Below are 23,709 nucleotides of genomic sequence, written 5' to 3'. Positions count from 1 at the left end.
CGCCCCGAAAATTTCTTCAGTAGATTCCACGCCAACAAGGAGATTTCCGATGGTCAAATTGACAGAACTGACTTCCAAATTCCGCCATGTGCGGCTGGTGCTGGCACGCGAGAAAGGCCATCCCGAGGGCGATTCCCGCGAAGGCTATGATTTGCTGGTGCCCCTCGACGAGCACGGACAGCTTGACCCCGCAGAATGGAAAGAAAACCAGAGCCTGTGCCGCGTCCGCCGCTTTCGCCCCAAGGGCGAGGACTTGATTGGGAGGCTGCGGAGGAAACCCGGCGGTCAATGGTATTTCGACTACGCGCAAGGCCTGTCCGACGACGAACTTGCCTTTCATCTGAGTGACGAACGCTTCGTCCAGGGCGAATATATCTCCATCGGCAACGGCGAAGCCATGCGTCCCTACCGGATCACCCTGGTGGAAAAGCCATAGGTCATCCGCCGCGACAAGAAGAACCCGTAAGTTTGAAAGGTGACAGCGATGTCCTACAGAACCATACTCGTCAATCTCAACATCGACGGCCCGGTTGCGCCGCTCATGGACTACGCGATTAATCTCGCTGCTCGATTCAACTCCCACCTGATCGGCTTTGCAGCTGCGGTCCCGTCTGCTCCGATGGCATGGCCCGAAGGGATGATGACCGACGGCGAGATGGCCCACGAGCGCGAAGAAATCGAACTGCGGATAAAAAATTTGCGCCGTGAGTTTGAGAGCCATGCAGGGACCAACGTCTCGCGCGAATGGCGCGATGGTGTCGCCAATCCAACTCGGCTTATCATTGAAATGTCGAGGGTGGCCGACCTGATCGTCACGGGGTGCGAAGACGATCTGACCCTCGGTCACCCCGAGCGCTTCATCAATTTGGGCAATCTCGTACTGCAAGCTGGTCGGCCCGTCCTCGTGGCCGCTAAGGGAGCGAAACGCATCTTAACCAACACCGCCGTGATCGCTTGGAAGGACACGCGCGAGGCGCGCCGCGCTGTCGTCGATGCCCTTCCGTTGCTATGTCAAGCCAGCGAAGTAGTGGTCGTGACGGTCGACCGGGGGGCGGACATGCTGACACAGGAAAGCATCGACGACGTTTGCGCATTCCTTCACCGGCATGGCGTGACCGCACGAAGCGAGATCATCAAGGACAGGCACGAGAGCGAAAGTCTTCTTCGTTTCGCCAGGCAAATGGGTGCGGAACTCGTCGTCTCAGGCGCGTACGGCCACAGCAGGGTACGGGAATTGGTTTTTGGCGGCGTCACCCGTTCCCTCCTCGCAGAAGACAGTTTCAGTCGATTCTTGTCGAGCTGAACGTCGTCCGTGTCATCATGCTGGCTGCAGATTGAGCGTTGCCAGCATGAGACTTTGATCTGACGGATGGTGTGCAATTGAAAATCCGAATTCTCGGGACAATGTCAGCATCTTCTTGTTCTCGCTGAGTATGAGCCCTTCAATCTGTTTCATCCCGTCCGCTCTTGCAAAATCGATCAATTGACGGAGCAATTCCCAACCAAGGCCCTGCCCCTGCAAGTCCGTTCTGACAAGGACTGCGTATTCTGCGATTTCGTGATCCGGATCGGAGTTGAGTCGAGCTATCCCGGCCAGTTCCCCGCTAGGTGTGTTCAATGCCACGAAAGCCATGTCGCGGTCATAATCAAGCTGGGTAAGCCGGCGCAGGGCATTATCGGAAAACGTCCGGCGCGGGGCAAGAAAGCGCAAGCGGAGATCGTGCGGCGACACCTTCGACAGAAAAAGCGGATACAAACCCACATCATCCGGTCGAATTGGCCTCAAGTGGTACGCTGTTCCCTCGAGCGTCACATCTCTCGCCCAGTTCGACGGGTAAGGCCGGATGGCGAGACCGGGATTGGGACCGGATCGCTTCAACCCATCGGGATCAATTTCAATCCGGGCATCAAGTGCAACTACACCGTTGGCGTCGGCAAGAAGCGGATTGATATCCATCGAAATAAGGCAGGGAAAGTCGACGATCATTTGCGACACGGCACTGATCGCATCGACTATGCTCGCCCTGTCGGCGGCCGGGGGCGGTCGCGAAATCCAGCCAGCAGACGGCCGATGCGTGTTCTGTCGATCAGGTCGCCTGCAAGGACGTCATCGAGCGGCGGCAGGCTGACGGCTGTATCATCGATAAGTTCCACCCCGGCGCCGCCGGCTCCGAATAAGATAACAGGGCCGAAAACAGGATCGTGGCTCATACCCAGGATCAACTCCTGCGCGTATTTACGCATGACCATCGGCTGCACTGCAAAACCGTCGCCGTCTGCATCGGGCATGTGAGCCTTGACCCGCGCGCCGATTGCGACCGCTGCTTCGCGCGCCGCTCTCGGCGTTGCAATGTCCAGCACAACGCCGCCGACATCTGATTTGTGGGTGAGCGATTTGGAAAGCAATTTCACCACAACTTTGCCGCCTGCTGACAGCAATTCGCCGGCAGCATGCTCCACCTCATCAACCGTCCGCGCCACAAGGGTCCGGGGAACTGGAATTCCGTATGCTGCAATTGCCGCCTTGGCTTCCGGTTCAGTCAGCATGCGGCGGCCTTCGGCCGCTGCCCGGTGAAAGAGCCGGTAAACGGCCTCCCGATCAAAGCGCTTATCAGCGTGCCGACTGTCGGGAACACGCATCAACGCCTGTTGTGCGTGTGACCAGTCGGAAAGATAGGATATCGCATTGGCGGCGGCCGCTGGCGTTTCGTAGCTTGCGATCCCGGCGGCGACGAGCACGCGGCGACCTTCACGGGCCACACGTTCACCGAGCCAGCAGGCAAATAAGGGTTTGCCGGCAATCATTCCGGAACTCACCAACGAAGCAACAGCGGTGGCGGCGGCGATGGGCGACGCCAGTCCGGTCGGACAATTGAGCACCAAAATGGCATCGGTCCCGGGATCGGCGGCAACAGCTTCCACCGCAGCCTTGAACCGTTCGGGCGGTGCGTCGCCGACGATGTCCACCGGATTTGCATGAGACCAATTTTGCGGCAGACACTGATCAAGACGCTCCAGCGTGGTCGCCGAAAGCTCTGCAAGCCCGCCCTTGTTGTCCATCAGCTGATCGACCGCAAGAACGCCTGCGCCGCCGCCATTGGTGACGATACCCACCCTCACCCGCTCCAGCACCGCAAATCTTGACAGGGTTTCCGTCGCTTCGAACAATTCTGCCAGACCGCCAACGCGCAACACCCCGGCCCGGCGCAACGCTGCGTCTACCACCCGGTCGGCACCCGACAAGGCACCTGTGTGCGTTGCCGCGGCTTTCGCGGCCTCGCTGTGCCGTCCAGGCTTGATCGCAATGACGGGTTTGAGGCGGGCAGCAGCCCGGGCGGCGGACATGAATTTGCGCGGATGCGGAATCGATTCCAGATACATGACGATCGCCTTTGTCCCGGTATCTCCCGCCAGCAAGTCGAGGCAATCTGCGACGTCAACATCCGCCATGTCTCCAAGTGACACGATTTGGGAAAAGCCGATCTGATTGTCGGCAGCCCAATCGATAAGCGACGTTGCGATCGCGCCCGATTGCGACAGCAGCGCAATCTTGCCGGGCTCCGCATTCATGTGGGCGAAACTGGCATTCAGTTTAACTGGCGGCAGCAGCAGACCAACTGTGTTGGGTCCGATGATGCGTAAAAGGTAGGGCTTCGCAGCATCGAGCATTTCCTGCCGCAATCCGTTCGCGCCATTAAGGCCGGCGGTAATGACGACGGCCGCGCGGGTACCTTTTTCCCCCAGATCGCGGATGAGACCGGGAACCGACTGTGGGGGCGTGACAATTATGGCCAAATCCGGGACACCCGGAATGTCTTCCACTTTGTGATAGCAAGTCCGGCCATCGACCATTCGGTGCTTTGGATTGACGGCCCAGATTTCGCCTTCGAAGCCACCGCTCACAATGTTGCGCATGACGATGCTGCCGACCGATCCTACTTTGTCCGACGCACCGATCAGAGCAACGGATTTTGGGTGAAAGGCGTGTTCCAGATTTCGAACGCTCATGCGCAACTTCCTTATGACTTGCGCTGGATCATGCACATTAACTCATCTTCATCTTTGATCGGCATCAAAGGACGGTGGTCCTTGGGCAAACTTGATACGGATCAATGCCGCCGTCCGCGGGAAGACTATCGGTAAGAGCTCCGACGATGGGAACTAAATCCCTCTTTGAACGTGAAAGCTGTGCATCGAATGCTATTCCGATCGGCACCAGAATCTAAAATGACCAAGGATACCCCCCTCGGCGATGCATATTGGTCTCGCCCTGCAGGCCAGTTGATAGGTGAACTCGCGACAACATCAAAGGGACTTTCCTCGACAGAAGCAAGAAAGAGACTGACCACGGTCGGTCCCAATTCTTTCACTGGCGTCTCGGGAACAACTGCAATTGCCACGCTGGCACGTCAGTTTCGCAGTCCTCTTGTGCTCATTCTAGTCTTTGCCGCAGGCATGTCAGCCGTCGTCGGTGAGGGGCATGAGTCAATCATCATCACCGCCATCGTCCTGGCGAGTTGCCTGTTGAGCTTTACCCAGGAATACGGTGCCTCGAAAGCAGTACAGGCCTTAAGAGAGGTTGTGGCCCACAAGGCGACGGTCCTGCGGGACGGAGCCGAAATCAGCGTATTGGCGAGCGACATTGTACCGGGAGACGTCCTCCATCTTTCGGCCGGAAGCCTTATTCCGGCAGACGGCATCATTCTGGAAGCCCGCGACTTCAACGTGAGCGAGTCGGCGCTCACGGGCGAGACCTTTCCGGCAGCGAAATCGCCAGGCATATCAGACGTAGGAGCGGGCCTTGCGGCCCGCAGCAACAGCGTCTTTACAGGTACATCGGTTCGCAGCGGGACCGCGACGGTTCTCGTCGTCAAGACGGGAAGTCGAACCGAGTTCGCCAGCATCGCCGCTGTCATCGAGCGGCGAATTCCGGAAACCGAATTTGCAAGAGGCATCCGTCGCTTCGGTTATCTCATGACTGAAATCATGCTGGCGATCGTTATCCTGGTCCTTTTTGCAAACCTTCTTCTCCATCGCCCGCTGATCGATTCCCTGCTCTTCTCCCTGGCATTAGCCGTGGGCCTGACGCCCGAACTTCTGCCCGCAATCATAAGTGTCACGTTGGCGCGAGGCGCGCGGGCGATGGCCAAGGCCGGCGTGGTGGTCCGGCGGCTCGATGCGATCGAAAACCTCGGCAGCATGGATCTGCTTTGCACTGACAAGACGGGCACTCTCACGGAAGGCGTCATACACCTGGACGGGTGTCTCGATGTGGAGGGAAAAGAGTCGCAGCAGGTGGCACTTTGGGCCAGGTTGAATGCAACCTTGCAGACAGGGCTAAAAAACCCTCTCGATGAGTCTATCGCCAACGCCGAAGACGCAACGGATTGTCTTGCGCATTATGCCAAGGTCGACGAGATCCCCTACGACTTCATACGAAAGCGTCTTTCCGTCATTGTCCGGGAGCCAGAGACCAACGCAAATCTGGTCATCTGCAAGGGCGCGGTCCAAAATGTCTTGGAAGCTTGCACATCTGTTCTGGTTAGCAACAGCCTCTAACCGATCGACGCCCGCATCCGTGCAGAGATTGAGACGAGATTCAAGACGTGGAGCGGTCAAGGCTATCGCGTGCTCGGCCTTGCAATCCGCCGGCTCAGTCCGGATCGGGCGTTCACGCGGCAAGACGAGACAGATCTTTGTTTTGCGGGCTTTCTGCTTTTCCTCGATCCGCCGAAGCAAGGTATGGCCGAAACGCTTGCCTCGCTGGCCAGAAGAGGCATTGGCATCAAGGTCATCACTGGCGACAACCGCTACGTGGCGGCGCATCTCGCCGAGTCGATCGGTCTTGCCAACAAGAATATCATCACAGGTCAGCAGCTGGCGCGCATGACCAAGAATGCTCTCTTTGCAGTTGCCTCAAAAACAGACCTCTTTGTCGAGATCGATCCCAATCAGAAAGAGCGGATTGTCGAGGCCCCGCAAAGTGAACTGACCCCAAAAGGTTAGACGGTTGATGGGCTAGGATAATAAGGACTGGGTTCTGTATTGCACAGGGCTCAGTCCTTTCAGTTTCAGCTTTATGCGATGATGATTGTAATAATGGATATAGTCACTGAGACCATCCCGTAGGCTCTGGATGGTGTCAAAGCGGCTGAGGTAGAAGAACTCGGATTTGAGCACGGCGAAGAAACTTTCCATGGCGGCATTGTCGAGGCAGTTTCCTTTGCGTGACATACTCTGGGTAATGTTGTGCGTTCGAAGCCGACGCTGATAGACCGGCATCTTATATTGCCACCCTTGATCGGAGTGCAGGATTGGTCGTTCGTTGTTTCCCAACCGGCTCAATGCCTTGGTCACCATGCTTTCCACTAGCTTGAAGTCAGGTCGCGTTGCAGTTTCAAAGGCGACGATTTCGCCGTTGAATAAGTCCATGACTGGCGAGAGATAAAGCTTCTCACCGCTCACATGGAATTCCGTTACGTCGGTCACCCATTTCTGATTGGCTCCGTGCGCAGTGAATTGCCGCTGGAGCAGGTCCGGGGCAACCTGGCCAGCGCCGCCTTTATATGATCGATATTTCTTCGGACGCACCAGCGACTTCAATCCCATCTCAGTCATCAGGCGTTGTACCGTCTTGTGATTGACCTTTTGCCCGAGCTGTCGGATTGCCGCAGTTACCCGACGATAGCCGTAGCGGCCTTTATGAGCCTCGAAGATAGCCTTGACCTTCTCCTTGAGCGCGGCATACCTGCTCGTCAGTGATGATCTTTTCTGCCGGTAGTAAAAGGTACTGCGGGCAAGGCCTGCCAGTTTAAGCACCTCATCAAATGGATAAAGCGGCCTTAACGCTTGGACGATTTGTGCTTTCTGAGCACTGGTTGTTCTTGCGTTAAGGCCTTCAGTTTTTTTAGATAGGCGTTCTCCATGCGCAGATAATTTAACTCCGCCAGCAACTCTTCGCGGCTCTTGGCCTCGTCGCTCTGTGGAACGTCTGGTTCTTTAGGCACCGGCGGCTCGGGCATCGATCGAGGCTTTCTTCTGCGGCGCGGAGTCAATGCATCAATCCCGCCGATCTCATAGCACTTCTCCCAATCCGGTATACACTGAGAACCGTGAATATTGAACAGCACTGCCGTCTGACGATAGGACAAACCATCCTCCCACATCCGCTGCAGCACTGATAGTTTGAAATCTGCATCGTAGTGCTTCAGCTTCTTCTTCGTAATGCCAACAGCACCATGCGCCTTGTAGCGCGCTACCCATCTGCGAACAGTAGAATGATCGATACCATAAGGCCGGCCTGCCGCACGGTAACTCTCGTTCTCGTTCACGCACCGGCTAATAATCGATAGCTTCAAACTTTCGCTATATCTCAACATGCAAACCCCCGGAAGTTGGTGTCCAACTTTCGGGGGTCAGTTCAAAAGCCGGGGCCACGTGGCCGGATATCTCGGCGACGGTATCAACGATGCGCCCGCCCTGCACGCAGCCGACGTCGGCGTTTCCGTCAACAGCGCGGTCGATGTTGCACGGGAGGCAGCCGACATCATTCTGCTTGAACGCGATCTTGGCGTGCTCGGGCGTGGCGTCGATGATGGCAGGAAAACCTTCGCCAACACGATGAAATACATTTCGATCACGACCAGCGCCAATTTTGGCAACATGGTGAGCATGGCGCTGGCCTCCCTGTTTTTGCCGTTCCTCCCCTTGCTTGCCAAACAGATACTCCTGAACAATTTCCTATCGGACTTGCCCTCGCTGGCCATCTCGACCGACAATGTCGATGAAGATCAGACCAGGACGCCAAGACATTGGGACATTGCCTTTGTCCGGCGCTTCATGCTGACCTTTGGCCTCGTCAGCAGCTTCTTTGATTTCATGACATTTGGCTTCTTGATTTTTGTTACCCACGCGACGGCCCAGACGTTCCAGACTGCCTGGTTCATTGAGTCCCTTATCACCGAGCTGGCGATCGTTCTCGTCGTTCGCACCAGAAAGGCTTTTTGGCAAAGTCGGCCTAGCGCCCTCCTCGTCTGGATGACGGCGGGAACTTTCTTGGTAGCTGTCGCGACGCCTACATTGCCGTACGCGGCTTGGTTCGGATTCGTGCCATTGCCGCTGCCGATAATGGCCGGGCTCTTTGCTATTACCATCATGTATCTCATCGCATCCGAAGCCACGAAGCATTGGTTCTTCTCTGGCACACACGTTTCTCCTACGCGCGACGCGGCAAGAGTACACATCATTTGAGCACGGACCCCCGAAACAGGATGTCCCAACCCGTCCGGTTCTCGGTTGGTCGCTGAAGAATGCGCGTAAGGCTCATCAATGGCGGCCGCAATATAAGTCCGGGCTCTTTGACATGGATCAAAGAAGAGATTGGGCGGCACGCTAGGTTGCTCTCAACAGAGTCTACACATGACGCAAGAGCGGATCGGACTGATCACAGCCAAACCAATCGATGCGACAGGGCTTTCATTATCGCGGGGGTAATCGAAGTGATTTCACAATTGACGGGCAATGAGCGCGTTCTTGCAGCGTTTACGTTCCTAATCCTTCTTTGTCTTGGTTTGGCGATGGCCGCCGCCGGGCGCGGTGACCTCATCGGGACGCACGGTTGGGTCATCACATTCAGCGCCACGGCAGGTGCCGTCGCGTTGCTGCGCGCCTACGACGCTCCAGAGCCTTCTGCAACGCGGCTCTCCGAGTATTATGACGAGCCCAGCAAGGTCGGTATCATCCTAACGTTAATCTGGGGGGTGATCGGCATGCTCGTCGGCGTATGGGTCGCCGCCTTGCTGGCCTGGCCGGAACTGACCATTAACGCCGCGTGGGCGAGCTTTGGTCGTCTGCGCCCGGTCCACACCAGTGGCGTGATTTTCGGCTTCGGCGGCAACGCCCTGATCGCCACATCGTTTCATGTTCTTCAAAGAACAACCCGCGCGCGCCTACCGGATCAGTTCAGCCCATGGTTCGTGCTGCTTGGCTATAACCTGTTCTGCGTGCTCGCCGCGAGCGGCTACCTCATGGGCATCACCCAATCGAAGGAATATGCCGAGCCGGAGTGGTATGCCGACATCTGGCTGGTCGTCGTCTGGGTGGTTTATTTCTCGATCTACATTCGCACGCTTCTGCGCCGCAAGGAGCCGCATATCTACGTGGCCAATTGGTACTACATGGCCTTCATCCTGGTCGTCGCCCTCCTGCACATCATCAACAACCTCGCCGTTCCCATCTCCTTCGGACACGCCAAAAGCTATTCGCTGTTCTCCGGCGTTCAGGATGCCATGACGCAATGGTGGTACGGCCACAACGCCGTCGCCTTCTTCCTGACCGCCGGCTTCCTTGGAATGATGTATTACTACCTTCCTAAACGAGCAGGTCGTCCGATCTATTCCTACAGAACTTCGATCATCAGCTTCTGGGGCATCACCTTCATGTATATGTGGGCGGGTTCGCACCACCTCCATTACACGGCCCTCCCCCACTGGGTTCAGAGCCTTGGCATGGCGTTCTCAGTGGTCCTGCTCGTTCCGTCCTGGGCATCGGCCGGAAATGCGCTGCTGACGCTCAACGGAGCCTGGCACAAGGTGCGTGATGATGCCGTACTTCGTTTCATGATGCTGGCTGCGATCTTCTACGGCCTCGCCACGTTCGAGGGCTCCTTCATGGCAATTCGCGCCGTCAACTCACTCTCCCACTACACCGATTGGACCATCGGCCACGTTCATGCCGGCGCGCTCGGTTGGGTCGCCATGATCACGTACGGCTCGCTTTATGCACTGACGCCTTGGCTATGGAAACGCCCAGCACTTTATTCGGCCAAGCTGGTCGAATGGCACTTCTGGCTAGCCTTGTCCGGAACGATTGTCTACGTCTTCGCGATGTGGAATTCCGGCGTGATCCAGGGTCTGATGTGGCGGACCTACAATGATAGTGGCACCTTGAGTTATTCCTTTGTCGACTCGCTAGTCGCCATGCATCCCTACTATATAGCCCGCACATTCGGCGGATTGCTGTTCCTGTCGGGCGCGGTGATTGCTCTCTACAATATCGTGATGACGATCCGGTCCCCTGTACCTGTCTCATCCGAATCCGCTTCCGACATTCCTTTGGGCCTGCGGCCCGCGACACCAGTCGCCCAGGCCGGAGAATAAACATGTTCAATTTTCACTATCGACTTGAGCGCAATGCAATCGGCTTTGTCCTTGCCATCATTGTCGTCGCCAGCATCGGCGGCGTCATCGAAATCGCCCCGCTGTTCACGATCGACGAGACCGTCGAAAAAGCCCCCGACATGCGCGTCTACACGCCGCTCGAGGTCGCCGGCCGCAACATCTACATCCGGGAAGGTTGTTATGCCTGCCATTCCCAGATGATCCGCACGTTGCGCGACGAGGTGGAGAGATACGGTCCGTATTCACTGGCGGTAGAGTCGAAATATGATCATCCCATGCTGTGGGGCTCGAAGCGAACGGGACCGGATCTGGCCCGCGTCGGGGGGAAATATTCCAACGACTGGATGACTGTACACCTCAACAACCCGCGTGACGTGGTTCCGGAGTCCAACATGCCTGCCTATCGCTGGCTGCTGCGCAACCAGTTGGAGACGGGTGACCTTGGCGAGCATCTGGCAGCATTGCGGGCGGTGGGCGTGCCCTACACCGATGACATGATCGCCAATGCGCCGAAGGACGCCGTCGGCCAAGCCAACCCGGACACGGATTTGGCCACTGGCGTGTTCGAGCGATATGGCGAGAAGACGGATGTGAGCCTGTTTGACGGCAATCAGGGCTCCGTCACCGAAATGGATGCGCTGGTGGCCTACCTTCAGGTGCTCGGACACCTGACAGACGCCGCCCATACCACGCCGCAAAACGAGGTGGAGTGAAATGACAATTGATCATGAGATGCTGACGGGTTTTTCCAAATCATTCGGACTGTTCTACCTGATCGCCATGTCGATCGGTGTGTTGGTCTACACCTACTGGCCGTCGAACAAGAAGCCTTTTGAACATGCCGCGGAAGCGGTGATATCCGACGAAGAGGATAGGCCATGTCTGTAGGCGAACGTGACCCATTCACTGGCCATCAAACGACCGGGCATGAATGGAACGGCATCAAGGAACTGAACACACCGGTTCCGAGACCTGTGTACTTTTTTCTCATCACCATGGGCGTCTTCGCGCTGGGCTGGACCCTTCTGATGCCGAGCTGGCCGTATGGGACCGGGTATTTCAAAGGGCTGCTCGGAGTTGATCAGAAGCAGGCTGTTGCCAAATCGATCAAAGAGGCCACCGCAGAACGCGCGAACTGGATGACCCGGATCGAAAAGGAAGATCTCGCACAAATCCAGTCCGACACCGATTTGATGCGCACTGTCCGCGAGGACGGGCGCACGCTGTTCGGCGACAACTGCGCGGCCTGCCATGGGGCGAACGCAAGGGGCAACAAGGGCTTCCCCAACATCGCAGAGTCACCCATGCTATGGGGCGACGATCCCCAAACGGTGTTGCAGACTGTGACAGACGGCATCAATGGTGCCGATCCCAACACACGGGTTTCCCAAATGCTAGCCTTTGGCCGCGATGGGATGTTGACGCAGGAACAGGTTTCGCTGCTGGCTGGCTTTGTGACGTCACTTTCCGACCCCGCCATGGTCACCGACAAAAACAAGGAAGATATTGCGAAGGGAAAAGACCTCTTCGTCACCAATTGCGTCGCCTGTCATGGCAAAGACGCCAAAGGCTTGGTCGAGAGCGGTGCTCCCAACCTTAGCGACCAATATTGGATTTACGGAGGAAGCCGCGGCGACATCTACCAAACCATCTTTTCCGGTCGCCAGGGCCACATGCCGAGCTGGGGTGCACGTCTCACGCCTGCGCAGATCAAGATCATCACGCTTTATCTTCTCGATTTAAGGAAAAACCGAGCCGAGACGACGGCGGGAGGCGCGTCATGAACATCATCATCGCACGGCCGAAACGCTGGATATTTCTCGTAGTTGCTTTGGGATTGAGTGTGGTCATCCTGGCGAACATTCATCTGGTTTACGTTGCATTTCAGTCCCGCCCCGACTGCGTCGACCACCTGAAGGTCAAAAGCCAGCAAGACGGCACGTACCGCGCAGCGGATTCAGCATGTTGAGTAAAGTCCGCACAGTCAAGCGACACAGGGAGAGGCTTCCAATGAAAATTCCCGTAACCGTTCCGCCTCTGCCAAAGGCCGTCGACCGCGACAGGCATCTTTCACCGAGCGAAGCGTTCGCCTGGTTTGCGCAAGGCTGGCACGATCTGTGGACGGTCCCGTTCCCCAGTCTTGCATATGGCACTGGCGTGGCAATCATCTCGCTCGCAATCGCCGCGGGAATCCTCTTCTACCAGCTGGATTTTGCGTTCTTTCCGGCGCTGGCGGGATTTCTGGTGGTTGGCCCGGCGCTCGCGACAGGCCTCTACGTCAAGAGCCGACGCCTGTCCATGGGGTTGCCCGTCACGCTGGCCTCAATGCTTATTCCTGAGCGCGGCACCAGCCAGCACGTCCTGTTCGTGGGAGCGGTGCTGTTGGGACTGATGCTCCTATGGATGCGCGCCGCCGTGCTCCTTTACGCGCTGTTCTTTGGCTGGCGGCCCTTCCCCGGCATGGACCATATCATCCCCATGCTGTTCGGCACCCCGATCGGCGTGGCAATGCTGGTGATCGGCATGGCCATCGGCGGTATTTTCGCCGCGTTCGCCTTTGCCACCAGTGTCTTCTCAATCCCAATGGTGCTGGACAAGAAGTTCGATGCGTTCACCGCCATGGGAACGAGCATGTCGATCGTCTGGAACAATTTGCCAGTGATGCTGCTGTGGGGGGCAATCGTGCTCAGCCTCTCCGTGATCGCGCTGCTTTCGGGAATGATCGGCTTCGTCATCATTTTCCCGCTGCTCGGTCACGCGACCTGGCATGCATACGTGACGATGCGGGATCCGGATTAGCGACATGACCTGCTGCACCCCCGCAACGCCGCTTGTCTCCGCAGATGCGTTTCGCCCGTCTTCACCGTCGGCCGAAGAATTCAGGCTGGCAAGCCGGAGCATCGGCGACGGCATCTTGCAGACGGAAATCTCCGTGCCCTCGATTCACTGCGGCGGCTGTACCAACAAGATCGAGCGGGGACTGGCAAAACTGGACGGCGTTCAGCACGTGCGGGTCAATCTGTCGAGCAAACGGTTGGCACTGCGCTGGTCGGACCGGGGAACTCCTCCCGATGCAATCGGCGCGCTGAAGCAGCTCGGCTATGATGGGCATCTCTTCGATCCGACCGAAGCCGCCAAGCCCAACGGCGAACTTTCAAAGATGCTCAGGGCCCTGGCAGTTGCCGCATTTGCCTCCATGAACATCATGTCGCTGTCGGTTTCCGTCTGGGCGGGCGCGGAAGGTTCCACCCGAAACATCCTTCATTGGATTTGTGCCGGCATTGCTCTGCCCGCGCTCCTTTACTCTGGACGCGTATTCTACGAATCCGCTTGGCGCGCGCTCAGGCATGGACAGACCAATATGGATGTACCGATTTCCATCGGCATCGCCGCGGCCTTCGCCCTCAGCCTCTACGACACCTATCACGGCTATGAACACGCCTATTTCGATGCCGCAACGTCATTGGTGTTCTTCCTGCTGATCGGGCGCACGCTGGATTACGTGATGCGGGAGCGGACGCGGACCGCGGTGAAAGGGCTCGCACAACTATCGCCTCGGGGTGCGATGACGATCAACGCTGACGGCGAATATGAATACCTTCCGTTGAAAGAGATCAGGCCGGGGACGCGTCTGTTGATTACAGCCGGCGAACGAGTTCCCGTCGATTGTGAAGTTGAGCGCGGTATCTCCGACATCGACTTCTCGCTCGTAACAGGCGAAAGCGCGCCACGCCAAGTTGAATCGGGTGCAGCCCTGCAGGCCGGAACATTGAATATCACTGGATCGCTGGCGGTTGTTGCCAAAGCAGTCGCCGAAGATTCATTCCTCGCAGAAATGATCCGGCTGATGGAATCCGCCGAATCCGGCAAGTCGGTTTATCGGCGTATCGCCGACCGCGCCTCCCGTCTTTACGCGCCGGCGGTTCACTTGACGTCGCTCCTCAGCTTCGTGGGCTGGATGATTTTTCAAGGCGATGTGCATCAGGCCGCGACAGTCGCCATCGCTGTTTTGATCGTCACCTGCCCTTGCGCACTCGGTCTTGCGGTGCCGATGGTCCAGGTCATGGCTGCACGCCGGCTCTTCGAAAGCAGGATCATGGTCAAAGACGGGTCGGCCATGGAACGTCTCAATGAGATCGACACCGTCGTCTTCGACAAGACGGGTACGCTCACGCTGGGGCAAATGCAGGTCACGAATATCGACGAGATTGACCGCGCGGCCCTCTCGATGGCTGTGGAGCTTGCTTCCCATTCGCGCCATCCGAGCGCACAGGCAATTCACGTGACCGCGCCACACGTAAAGAGCCATTCCGGGTTTCACTTTGACCAAGTACAGGAATTTCCCGGCCTCGGATTGGAAGGCATTTCTCAAGGGAAGGTCTATCGGCTCGGGCGAGCGGCATTCGCGCGTAAGGACGATGGCGGGCAAATTCCGGCCGAGACGGTATTTTCTTGCGATGGGCGAAAGCTCGCGTCATTCGTTTTCTCCGACAGACTCCGGCCAGGCGCGCATTCCCTCGTCGAGAAATTGCGTAAGGCCGGAATTGCCGTGGAGATAATATCCGGCGACAGTGAACCCACGGTGCGTGAAATTGCCGATCAGCTCGGCATTCCGAACTACATGGCCGGCATCCTGCCGGGCGGGAAGCTTGAGCGAATAAGAATGCTGACAAAGCAAGGGCGAAAGGTCTTGATGATCGGCGACGGTCTGAACGATGCCCCGGCCTTCATGGCCGCACATGTATCCATGGCTCCGGCGAATGCTGCTGATGTCGGCCGCAACAATGCCGACTTTGTCTTTCTTCAAGACAGCCTCGAGACGGTTTTCCTTGCTTACCGGGTTTCGCGGGATGCCGGGAAACTGATCCGGCAGAACTTCGTCATCGCCATAGGCTACAATGTGGTGGCGCTGCCCGTGGCAATCCTCGGTCATGCAACTCCCTTTGTCGCGGCGATTGCCATGTCCTTGTCATCCATAGTGGTCGTCGCCAACGCCCTGAGGCTCAAAGGTGAGCCGATGCAGGGCACGACAAAGCCATTGAGCTTCAAGTTGCCATTGGGGCGATTGGCAAAATGAGCGACTTCTTTTACTTGATTCCCGTTTCCCTTGCGCTCGGTCTGGCAGGACTGCTTCTGTTTCTTTGGTCTCTCAAGAACGGGCAGTATGAAGACTTGGACGGCGCATCCGAGCGCATTCTCTATGATGATGACAAGCCTTCCGAGGCGGCTTGGACCGAGTGAGTTTGCTAGAAGCTATTTGCATTTTCGGATGCGTCAATCTGGAAGGCATCTCCGACGATTGTTTCCACTGTGGTCACTTCGTCGTCCGTCAACACAGCGAACTCCTTGGCGCGGCGTTTCTTCGCCAATCGACCTTCATTTTGAACGATCATCATGATCAACTTGCTGACCATGGCATCAGGCATTTCTATCATGTCCTGGAGTTGTTTTTTCGCCGCGTCGTAAGACTTAAGATAGGAAATCTCTCGCGGGAGATCCTCCTTGATCGTCCTGATCACGCATTGGTACAGGAATTCCGCCAATTCAGTGTAGTCACCGTACCGATAGAGATCGGCAGTATCGTTTGTCACGTGAACATTTTTTTGTTGCGTCGGCACCCACTCGATGGCTGACATGAGTGGACCAGTGAAGTCCCGCAAATGCCGTGCGTACTCTTCCTCCCGGTCAAGCAGTACCGACGAAACCGGGAAGGTCAGTCCATTGGGGGTAAACCCGCGCTCCGCCAAAACATGATGAATAAGGTATCGGTGAAGCCTGCCGTTTCCGTCTATGAATGGGTGGACGAAGACAAATCCGAAGGCGACTGCTGTGGCCTGCAACACGGCATCAAGTCCACGGTTGGACATCTTGGTGCTTGCGGCTATGATTCCCGTCAAAAGGCTGGGAATATCCTGGTGCTTGGCGGATACGAACTCCGGCAATGGGTTGTTATCCCAGTCACGATCACCGATGAAACCATCCTCTTCCCGAAGACCGGGCTTGATGAATCTTGTTTCTTCGATGACGATGTGTTGCAGCCGGACGATCTCCTCAATTGAGAGAGGCCGTTTCCCCGCTTGCGCGACGGCTCTCATCCACCTTTCCAAGCGATTGCGTGGTGGACGCTCTCCCTCTATCTGATACGAGGCTTGACTGTCGGCCAGCAGCAGGAAGCTTGCGGCCCGCGCGATGATCCCTTTGTTTATGGGGCCGATCAGTTCTTTGGCCTGCATGTCCCAACGATTACCCACATCGTCATCCAGGGTCTGCGTTCTTCTGATGATGGGACAATAATCGGGAACGCCCAACATATTGTCGCGGACGCGGTGGCGGGTCGAGTTTGTGGGAGCGGTTGTGAAATATTGCTTCGGATCTGTCGCGTCAACATAGTTACCTTGAGCTGCGTCAGGCAAGTCAAGTTGGCTTTTTGTCAGCCATTCATAGAAAAACCAGATGCGGCGTGCGATAGACCCGGTGGGTTCGGATCGAACAATGGCTTCAATGTCCGTCTTTGGAAGAATAGCAAACAAACGCGTCAGTATGAGAAGATCGATCGTTTCATGTCTCAAGGCAAATGCTAGGTGGCCTGCTAGGGTGTCCTTTGGAGTGAAGCGTTTGTCAAACACCGTCCAGCCGTCCTCCTGCCTTCTTGAACCTTTCACGTAAGCTTCAATGGCGCAGGAAGGACTTCGTACAGGTGCTTCAAGGTTGAAGGTATGAACAAGTGCCGAAAGGCCCACAAGTTTCGAATCGCGCGGCACGGTCCGTTCTTGAAATATTCGCGGTGTCTCAATTTGCACTACGTTTCCTTTAAGTCGAAAAGCGATTACTACTATCGAATAGCAATTAATATAGAAGGTCAAGGTTGATTTTCAATTAAATCGAAAATTGATTACCCAAGTCGAAAAGCGTTTATTCTCGACTGTGAAGGTCGATAAACCATTTGATAACGTCGCCAACTTTAGCAATCGCGCGGATCCAAGCTTCCGGTCGAAAATCTATGACCAAAGTCGTGAACCGCTTAGTATTGGTTCCTAAGGTCGAAAGTGAAGTCTAGCTAAAAAAATGCGCGCTTGATTTGGCGCAATGAACAAAGCACGGTCGTTGCATGGACTTGCCGCTCCCCTTGCGCTCAGGATCTTTTGTTCTGGCGGTTGGCAATCATGTCCTCGACAACCGCCGGATCGGCGAGGGTCGAGGTATCGCCGAGCGCGCCGAAATCATCCTCGGCGATCTTGCGCAGGATGCGGCGCATGATCTTGCCCGACCGGGTCTTCGGCAGGCCCGGAGCGAACTGGATCTTGTCGGGCGTGGCGATCGGGCCGATCTCCTTGCGCACATGCGCAACGAGGTCCTTGCGCAGATCATCAGTGCCCTCAAGACCGGCCATCAGCGTGACATAGCAGTAAATGCCTTGTCCCTTGAGGTCGTGCGGGTAGCCGACCACAGCAGCTTCCGAAACCGTATCGTGCGAGACAAGCGCGGATTCCACTTCCGCCGTGCCCATGCGGTGACCGGAAACATTGAGCACATCATCGACGCGGCCGGTGATCCAGTAATAGCCGTCCTTGTCGCGGCGGCAGCCGTCACCTGTAAAGTATTTGCCCTTATAGGTGGAGAAGTAGGTCTCGATGAAGCGCTTGTGATCGCCATAGACCGTGCGCATCTGACCCGGCCAGGCATCGGTGATGCAGAGATTGCCGTCGGCGGCTCCTTCAAGCACATTGCCTTCATTGTCGACAAGCTGTGGCTGAACACCAAAGAAGGGCCGCGTGGCTGAGCCGGGCTTCAGCGCCGTCGCACCGGGCAATGGCGTGATCAGGATGCCCCCTGTTTCCGTCTGCCACCAGGTATCGACGACGGGACAGCGCTTGTCGCCAACGACCTGGTAATACCATTCCCAGGCTTCCGGATTGATCGGCTCACCGACGGTACCGAGGATACGCAGAGACTCGCGTGAGGTCTTCTTGACCGGCTCGTCACCGGCGCTCATCAGCGCGCGGATGGCGGTCGGGGCGGTGTAGAAGATATTGACCTTGTGCTTGTCGATGACCTCCCAGAAGCGCGATACGGACGGGTAATTGGGAACGCCCTCGAACATCAGTGTCGTTGCGCCATTGGCGAGCGGTCCATAGACGATATACGAATGGCCGGTGACCCAGCCGACATCGGCAGTGCACCAATAGATATCGCCATCATGGTAATCGAAGACGTATTGATGCGTCATCGAAGCATAGACGAGATAGCCGCCGGTGGTGTGGAGGACACCCTTCGGTTTGCCGGTTGATCCGGAGGTATAGAGGATGAACAGCGGATCTTCCGCCTTCATCTTCTCCGGCTTGCATTCCGGCTTAACGCTGGCGATTTCCTCGTGATACCAGAGATCACGGTTGGGTGCCCAGCCGGTCTTGCCACCGGTACGGCGCACGACAAGCACGTTCTTGACCATGACATGGTGCTTGGCGGCAATATCGATCGCCTTGTCGGTATTATCCTTCAGCGGGATCGGCTTGCCGCCCCGCATGCCTTCATCCGAGGTAATGACGAAGGTGGATTCGCAGTCGACAATGCGTCCGGCCAGCGCATCCGGCGAGAAGCCGCCGAAGACGACGGAATGGATGGCGCCGATACGGGTGCAGGCAAGCATCGCATAGGATGTTTCCGGGATCATCGGCATATAGATGGTAACGCGGTCGCCCTTCTTGACACCATGTTTCTTCAGCACATTGGCGAGACGGCAGACCTGTTCGTAGAGCTGGTTATAGGTGATCTTGTTGTCGAGATAGGGATTGTCGCCTTCCCAGATGATCGCGACCTGGTCGCCGCGCTTCTTCAAATGGCGGTCGATGCAGTTGTAAGAGACGTTGGTGACGCCGTCCTCGAACCACTTGATCGCGACCTTGCCCTCGAACGAGGTGTTCTTGACCTTGGTGAAAGGCTTGAACCAGTCGATGCGCTTGCCGTGCTTGCCCCAGAATTTCTCCGGGTCCTTGATGCTCTGCTTGTACCAGTTGAGATAGGTATCATTGTCGATGAGCGCGTTTTTCTTCGCGCTTGCCAGCACGGGATAAACCTTCTCGGACATCCATTTCCTCCAGAATCTGTTGTCTCTTGGCAAGCCGCTGGATTCAGTCAAATTATATTCAAAGCTGAAATCGACTGCTCCAACCGCCGGGGTATTCGAATGAACGATATTTAAAATTTGACGCTATCCAGGAACGTTGCAAACCCGTGACCGCGTCAGGAATCTCACTTCCCGGCCGTTATCGAGCGAGAACATGCCGCCACGGCCCGGCACGACATCGATAATCAGTTCCGTGTGCTTCCAGACGTCATATTGCGATGCGCTGATATAGACCGGCGCATCACCGATTTCACCGAGGCAAACATCCCGGTCGCCGATGATGAAGTCGCCTTGCGCATAGCACATGGGTGATGATCCATCGCAACAGCCGCCGGATTGGTGGAACAGGATCGGGCCATATTCCGACTGCAATGTTGCGATCAGCTCAAGAGCTGCCGGAGTGGCACTGACCTTGTCTTCCATCTTTGTTCCCCTCCCAGAAAAGTTGTCGGCGGCGCTGCGGAAGCGCCATCGACGGTTCGGCTCTGGTGAGGGCCTTTAGAAGAAGCCGAGCTTCTTGGGGCTGTAACTGACAAGCATGCTCTTGGTCTGCTGGTAATGGTCCAGCATCTTCAAGTGGTTTTCCCGTCCGATGCCCGACTGCTTGTAGCCGCCGAACGCGGCATGCGCCGGATAGGCATGGTAGCAGTTGGTCCAGACCCGCCCTGCCTGGATCGCCCGGCCGAAGCGGTAGCAGGTATTGGCGTCCCTGCTCCAGATGCCGGCTCCCAGACCGTACAAGGTGTCATTGGCGATCGACAGTGCCTCGTCATTGTCCTTGAAGGTTGTCACCGAGACCACAGGGCCGAAGATCTCCTCCTGGAAGATGCGCATGCGGTTATGGCCCCTGAACACGGTCGGCTTGACATAATAGCCGCCCGCCAGATCGCCGGCGAGAACGTTGCGCCCGCCGCCGGTCAACACCTCGGCACCTTCCTGCTTGCCGATGTCGATATAGGAGAGGATCTTCTCCAGCTGTTCGCTGGATGCCTGTGCGCCGATCATTGTTGCTGGATCCAATGGATCGCCCTGCACGATTGCCTCGACCCGCTTCAGCGCGCGCTCCATGAACTTGTTATAGATGGATTCATGGATCAGCGCGCGGCTTGGACAGGTGCACACCTCGCCCTGGTTGAGCGCGAACATGACAAAACCTTCGATCGCCTTGTCGAAGAAGTCATCGTCCTCGGCAGTCACATCCTTGAAGAAGATGTTGGGCGACTTGCCCCCAAGCTCCAACGTGACAGGAATGAGGTTCTGGCTGGCATATTGCATGATCAGGCGGCCAGTCGTCGTTTCGCCGGTGAAGGCAATCTTGGCAATGCGTGGACTCGATGCCAGCGGCTTGCCTGCTTCCAGCCCGAAACCATTGACAATGTTGAGCACGCCGGGCGGCAGGATATCCGCGATCAGTTCGGCGAGCACCAGGATCGACGCAGGGGTTTGTTCCGCAGGCTTCAGCACAACGCAGTTGCCTGCAGCCAATGCCGGAGCCAGTTTCCATACGGCCATCAGGATGGGGAAATTCCAGGGAATGATCTGGCCAACGACGCCGAGCGGCTCGTGAAAATGATACGCCACGGTGTCATGATCGATTTCGGAAACTCCACCTTCCTGGGCGCGGATCGCTCCGGCGAAATAGCGGAAGTGGTCGATGGCCAACGGCAGATCGGCGGCGGTCGTTTCGCGGATCGGCTTGCCATTGTCCCAGGTTTCGGCCTGAGCAAGCACATCGAGATTGTCTTCCATTACCTGCGCGATCCTGTTGAGGATGACACTGCGTTCGGCCGGGCTTGTACGGCCCCAGGCCTCTTTTGCAGCATGCGCCGCATCGAGCGCAGCCTCGACGTCACTTGCATCGGAACGGGCGATTTCACAAAGAACCTGACCGTTCACAGGCGATGTGTCTTCGAAATAGCGCCCGGCTTTCGGTTCGACGAATTTGCCGCCGATGAAATTGCCATAGCGCTTCTTGAAATTGGGCTTGATTGTGCGGTTGAATTCTACCTTGTTCATAAAACTTCCTCCCTGGCGCTGCTGCACGCTCGTGCGAGATCGCCTGTGCTAAGACGCTGCCTCCTGCAGCATCGGAAGTGAGAATCGCGCGATATAGCTATTGTGTCAGCCCCGGCAAAACAGCATCACTCCCGATCTGTCGCAGTTTTGCGACAAATCAGGCGCACAAATCAGCGGAATGGAAAAAGTCCTCAGGAAAGACCGAGCCGTTTCAGTTTGCGATGCAAGGTGGCGCGGCTGATGCCCAAATCAGTAGCGGCAGCCGATACATTTCCCCCGTTGTGCGCCAGGGCGCGCTGGATGGCCCCGCGTTCGGCGGTGGCATAGTCACGCTCGACGCTGGTGTGCTGGCCCAGAAGATCAGAGGCTGGCAGTGGTTTACTCAGCGCTTCATCCGTCAGTCCAAGGAGATGGCGAGCGGAGCGCGAAGCACCGACGACGAGATCATCCTCGTCGACCGCGATCAGCGCATGGATGGCGCGCTCATTCATGGCGTCTTCTGCTCGTTGAGCCAGGACAATTCGTGCCTTGGGAAACGCCAACCGGAAATTTTCAGCCTCCACCCGCCGCGCAGCGTCAACAACGGCAACCGAAACCAGCTTGACGAAATCGTCCGTCAAGTCCCAACGGGCTGAAGAGACATCAATTGCCGCCATCAAGCGGCCGCGATGATCGAAGATCGGGGCTACCGTGCAGGACAGGCCAGTATTTCTGCTGCGGAAATGCTGATCACGGTGAATGGTCAGGGCCCGCTGCTCGGCAAGCGCAGTACCGATCCCATTGGTCCCTTCGCTTTCCTCGCTCCACACCGCTCCGGTCCAAAGGCCCATCCTGTAGAAGGTTTCATTATCGGAGGCAGAACCGCGTCGGTCGACCGGCACACCATCCTTGTCGGCCAGAAGCACACAGCAGCCTGCGCCGCCAACGGCCGAATGGAGCCGGTCAAGACTGGCCTGTGCAGTGTGGATCAGGGAACCGAGCCGCTCGCGTGCCTCTTTCAGTTCACGATCCGTCAGAACGCTTGGCAGTGTGCCCTCACCAGGATTCAGACCATAGAGCCGCATGGATCGCCGCCATGAGGCAATGAGCGCCGACTGAGCAGCAGCGCTCCCGGAAAGCGCAGATTGAATATGGTCGGCGTGTAAGCCGTCATGCTGCGTTCCCATGGTCTCCTCCCGAAGTCCAGGACGACCCGCCGATCGTCCGCTATCAGCCTAAGGCAGTTCGACGTCACGTCAAGCCTGTCTATTAGCTCCAATAAGAAGAAGCCAATTCGACGGCCACCCGCATCATGATTTCAAATCCCTCCGGAGATGCAATCAGATTGCCAGCTTCTGCCTTGTATCCCTATAGGACCGGCTGCGGGTCGCAATGATCGAGATCAACAATTCAAATCAAGTGGCAGGGGCACCGATTGTTTGAACAATTCCCACCTTTTTCGCTTTGTGTCCTGTCTTCTCAGTGATCAGAATGCGAAAATAAACTGGCTCCATTTCCCGAACATGGTCATGGACGACCGTCTTTACGCAGGCGGGTTCCCACCACTCAGCTGTCTTGCCAAGAAGCTCGTAGGCGGCAAGACGTTCGTCGAAGTGTTCACGATCCTTTGGCAGCTCATCGTAGTGTCCCGTGACGCCTACGCTCTGCCAGTGGTTGGTTGCCGAGATATTGTCGAACTCGACGCACATCTGACCCGTCGCTCGCGTGTCTTGACAGCAGCAACGTTTGCCTCCCGCTCCAGTGTCCATCTGGAAGAAGCGTCCCGCTTCCCCCATCGGGACGGGTGCCAATCCCGCGACCAGCACGCTCAGATGGGCATTCAGCTCGTTGCAGAAGTTGATCGCGTTCATGATGTCACGGTCACAACGATCTGTCCCGATGATGCACAAGACGCTTTTGCGCGGCATGATGTGGTCTCCGGTCCAGCCCGGGGCAGCGGACCTGTATGGCCGGCTGGGCCGCAAGCCTGGAGGCCAATGGTATTTCGAATACGCGGATGGAGACCTGCGACGACGAGCTCGCACTTCAGTGGAGCGGCGAACATTTCCTCTGGGGCGAATACATTTCAATTCGTGGCGGCGGGACGATCCGCACCTACCGGATCACCCTCGTTGAACGACCCTGAAAACGCACCACCATCCGAGAGACCTTGCCCCCTCTGACCAAAGAATAACGGGCATCATGCGGTTAGGTCATGTACGCAACGAGTGTCGGCCTGTGGCCAGAAGTTGTATGCCCACATTAACCGTAGCCTAATGATTCTGTTTGTTGTTGAAAAGAACGCATTTATGTTGCTGTGTGTTGCCGGAAAGTATGACTCCTCATTTAATCCGGGACCGCGATACAACCATGCCCGCACGTGACATACCCGGCGTCCGGGGACGGTTCCTG

21 protein-coding genes and 1 pseudogene are annotated in these 23,709 nt (G+C 56.8%); 14 read left to right on the top strand and 8 right to left on the bottom strand.

Annotation, left to right across the window (positions count from 1 at the left end):
- The first annotated feature begins 49 nt into the window (after nt 1-49).
- Nucleotides 50-436, top strand: coding sequence for a hypothetical protein (locus tag ACSQ3H_RS29360; protein WP_436120563.1), 387 nt, complete (start codon nt 50-52; stop codon nt 434-436).
- A gap of 48 nt (nt 437-484) precedes the next feature.
- Nucleotides 485-1,303, top strand: a complete 819-nt coding sequence (locus ACSQ3H_RS29355) for a universal stress protein (RefSeq protein ID WP_436120562.1) — start codon at nt 485-487, stop codon at nt 1,301-1,303.
- A gap of 15 nt (nt 1,304-1,318) precedes the next feature.
- Here the strand turns inward: ACSQ3H_RS29355 and ACSQ3H_RS29350 are convergent.
- A pseudogene (locus ACSQ3H_RS29350) lies at nt 1,319-4,008 on the bottom strand (bifunctional acetate--CoA ligase family protein/GNAT family N-acetyltransferase).
- Nucleotides 4,009-4,227: 219 nt separating this feature from the next.
- On the opposite strand from ACSQ3H_RS29350, the gene ACSQ3H_RS29345 reads away from it, so the two are divergent.
- On the top strand, nt 4,228-5,559 hold the full coding sequence (locus tag ACSQ3H_RS29345) for a cation-translocating P-type ATPase (protein ID WP_436120561.1): 1,332 nt from the start codon (nt 4,228-4,230) through the stop codon (nt 5,557-5,559).
- Nucleotides 5,560-5,628: 69 nt separating this feature from the next.
- Nucleotides 5,629-6,006, top strand: a complete 378-nt coding sequence (locus tag ACSQ3H_RS29340; RefSeq protein ID WP_436120560.1) for a hypothetical protein — start codon at nt 5,629-5,631, stop codon at nt 6,004-6,006.
- Between the two features lie 12 nt (nt 6,007-6,018).
- Here the strand turns inward: ACSQ3H_RS29340 and ACSQ3H_RS29335 are convergent.
- Nucleotides 6,019-7,379, bottom strand: a protein-coding gene (locus ACSQ3H_RS29335; protein WP_436116471.1) for an IS3 family transposase whose coding sequence is annotated in 2 segments (ribosomal slippage) — nt 6,019-6,899 and nt 6,899-7,379 — 1,362 coding nt in all. Because the reading frame shifts where the segments join, the coding sequence is not laid out codon by codon here.
- A 58-nt stretch (nt 7,380-7,437) separates the two neighbouring features.
- Between ACSQ3H_RS29335 and ACSQ3H_RS29330 the strand changes: the two genes are divergently transcribed.
- The 9 genes from ACSQ3H_RS29330 (at nt 7,438) to ccoS (ending at nt 15,419) form a co-directional block, all read left to right on the top strand.
- Nucleotides 7,438-8,250 (top strand): cation transporting ATPase C-terminal domain-containing protein, encoded by an 813-nt coding sequence (locus ACSQ3H_RS29330; RefSeq protein ID WP_436120559.1) that lies wholly within the window; start codon nt 7,438-7,440, stop codon nt 8,248-8,250.
- 248 nt (nt 8,251-8,498) lie between these two features.
- Nucleotides 8,499-10,157 (top strand): cytochrome-c oxidase, cbb3-type subunit I, encoded by a 1,659-nt coding sequence (ccoN, locus tag ACSQ3H_RS29325; RefSeq protein ID WP_436120558.1) that lies wholly within the window; start codon nt 8,499-8,501, stop codon nt 10,155-10,157.
- Between the two features lie 2 nt (nt 10,158-10,159).
- Entirely contained in the window at nt 10,160-10,891 is a 732-nt protein-coding gene (ccoO, locus tag ACSQ3H_RS29320) for a cytochrome-c oxidase, cbb3-type subunit II (protein WP_436120557.1), read from the top strand.
- A 1-nt stretch (nt 10,892) separates the two neighbouring features.
- Nucleotides 10,893-11,066, top strand: coding sequence for a cbb3-type cytochrome c oxidase subunit 3 (locus ACSQ3H_RS29315; RefSeq protein ID WP_436120556.1), 174 nt, complete (start codon nt 10,893-10,895; stop codon nt 11,064-11,066).
- Complete coding sequence (ccoP, locus tag ACSQ3H_RS29310) at nt 11,057-11,962, top strand: cytochrome-c oxidase, cbb3-type subunit III (protein WP_436120555.1); 906 nt, start codon at nt 11,057-11,059, stop codon at nt 11,960-11,962. The genes ACSQ3H_RS29315 and ccoP overlap by 10 nt, the downstream gene beginning before the upstream one ends.
- Nucleotides 11,959-12,147, top strand: a complete 189-nt coding sequence (locus ACSQ3H_RS29305) for a hypothetical protein (protein ID WP_436120554.1) — start codon at nt 11,959-11,961, stop codon at nt 12,145-12,147. Before ccoP ends, ACSQ3H_RS29305 begins: the two co-directional genes overlap by 4 nt.
- A gap of 41 nt (nt 12,148-12,188) precedes the next feature.
- Entirely contained in the window at nt 12,189-12,977 is a 789-nt protein-coding gene (locus ACSQ3H_RS29300; protein WP_436120553.1) for a DUF2189 domain-containing protein, read from the top strand.
- 4 nt (nt 12,978-12,981) lie between these two features.
- The gene (locus ACSQ3H_RS29295) at nt 12,982-15,255 is read left to right on the top strand and encodes a cation-translocating P-type ATPase (RefSeq protein ID WP_436120552.1); all 2,274 of its coding nucleotides are present in this window, start codon (nt 12,982-12,984) and stop codon (nt 15,253-15,255) included.
- Nucleotides 15,252-15,419, top strand: a complete 168-nt coding sequence (gene ccoS, locus ACSQ3H_RS29290) for a cbb3-type cytochrome oxidase assembly protein CcoS (RefSeq protein ID WP_436120551.1) — start codon at nt 15,252-15,254, stop codon at nt 15,417-15,419. Before ACSQ3H_RS29295 ends, ccoS begins: the two co-directional genes overlap by 4 nt.
- 5 nt (nt 15,420-15,424) lie before the next feature.
- Here ccoS and ACSQ3H_RS29285 read toward each other — a convergent pair whose 3' ends face one another.
- The 6 genes from ACSQ3H_RS29285 to ACSQ3H_RS29260 form a co-directional block, all read right to left on the bottom strand.
- Complete coding sequence (locus ACSQ3H_RS29285) at nt 15,425-16,978, bottom strand: Fic family protein (protein ID WP_436120550.1); 1,554 nt, start codon at nt 16,976-16,978, stop codon at nt 15,425-15,427.
- A 332-nt stretch (nt 16,979-17,310) separates the two neighbouring features.
- Nucleotides 17,311-19,263: an acetate--CoA ligase gene (acs, locus tag ACSQ3H_RS29280; RefSeq protein ID WP_436120549.1), complete on the bottom strand. Its 1,953-nt coding sequence runs from the start codon at nt 19,261-19,263 to the stop codon at nt 17,311-17,313.
- A gap of 123 nt (nt 19,264-19,386) precedes the next feature.
- A complete protein-coding gene (locus ACSQ3H_RS29275) occupies nt 19,387-19,725 on the bottom strand; it encodes a DUF779 domain-containing protein (RefSeq protein WP_436120548.1) in 339 nt (112 codons plus the stop codon).
- Nucleotides 19,726-19,800: 75 nt separating this feature from the next.
- Complete coding sequence (adh, locus tag ACSQ3H_RS29270; RefSeq protein ID WP_436120547.1) at nt 19,801-21,318, bottom strand: aldehyde dehydrogenase; 1,518 nt, start codon at nt 21,316-21,318, stop codon at nt 19,801-19,803.
- A 191-nt stretch (nt 21,319-21,509) separates the two neighbouring features.
- The gene (locus ACSQ3H_RS29265) at nt 21,510-22,484 is read right to left on the bottom strand and encodes a GAF domain-containing protein (protein WP_436120546.1); all 975 of its coding nucleotides are present in this window, start codon (nt 22,482-22,484) and stop codon (nt 21,510-21,512) included.
- A 228-nt stretch (nt 22,485-22,712) separates the two neighbouring features.
- On the bottom strand, nt 22,713-23,225 hold the full coding sequence (locus ACSQ3H_RS29260; protein ID WP_436120545.1) for a hypothetical protein: 513 nt from the start codon (nt 23,223-23,225) through the stop codon (nt 22,713-22,715).
- A gap of 38 nt (nt 23,226-23,263) precedes the next feature.
- Between ACSQ3H_RS29260 and ACSQ3H_RS29255 the strand changes: the two genes are divergently transcribed.
- Nucleotides 23,264-23,443 carry a hypothetical protein gene (locus ACSQ3H_RS29255; protein WP_436120544.1) on the top strand — a complete coding sequence of 60 codons (180 nt, stop codon included), beginning with the start codon at nt 23,264-23,266 and terminating at the stop codon, nt 23,441-23,443.
- Nucleotides 23,444-23,709: the final 266 nt, after the last annotated feature.

Origin of the sequence: Phyllobacterium sp. LjRoot231 (genome assembly GCF_964253365.1) — a bacterium.
GTDB lineage: Bacteria > Pseudomonadota > Alphaproteobacteria > Rhizobiales > Rhizobiaceae > Phyllobacterium.
Note: the sequence above shows the minus strand (reverse complement) of the source record. Positions and strands in the feature narration are given on the sequence as shown.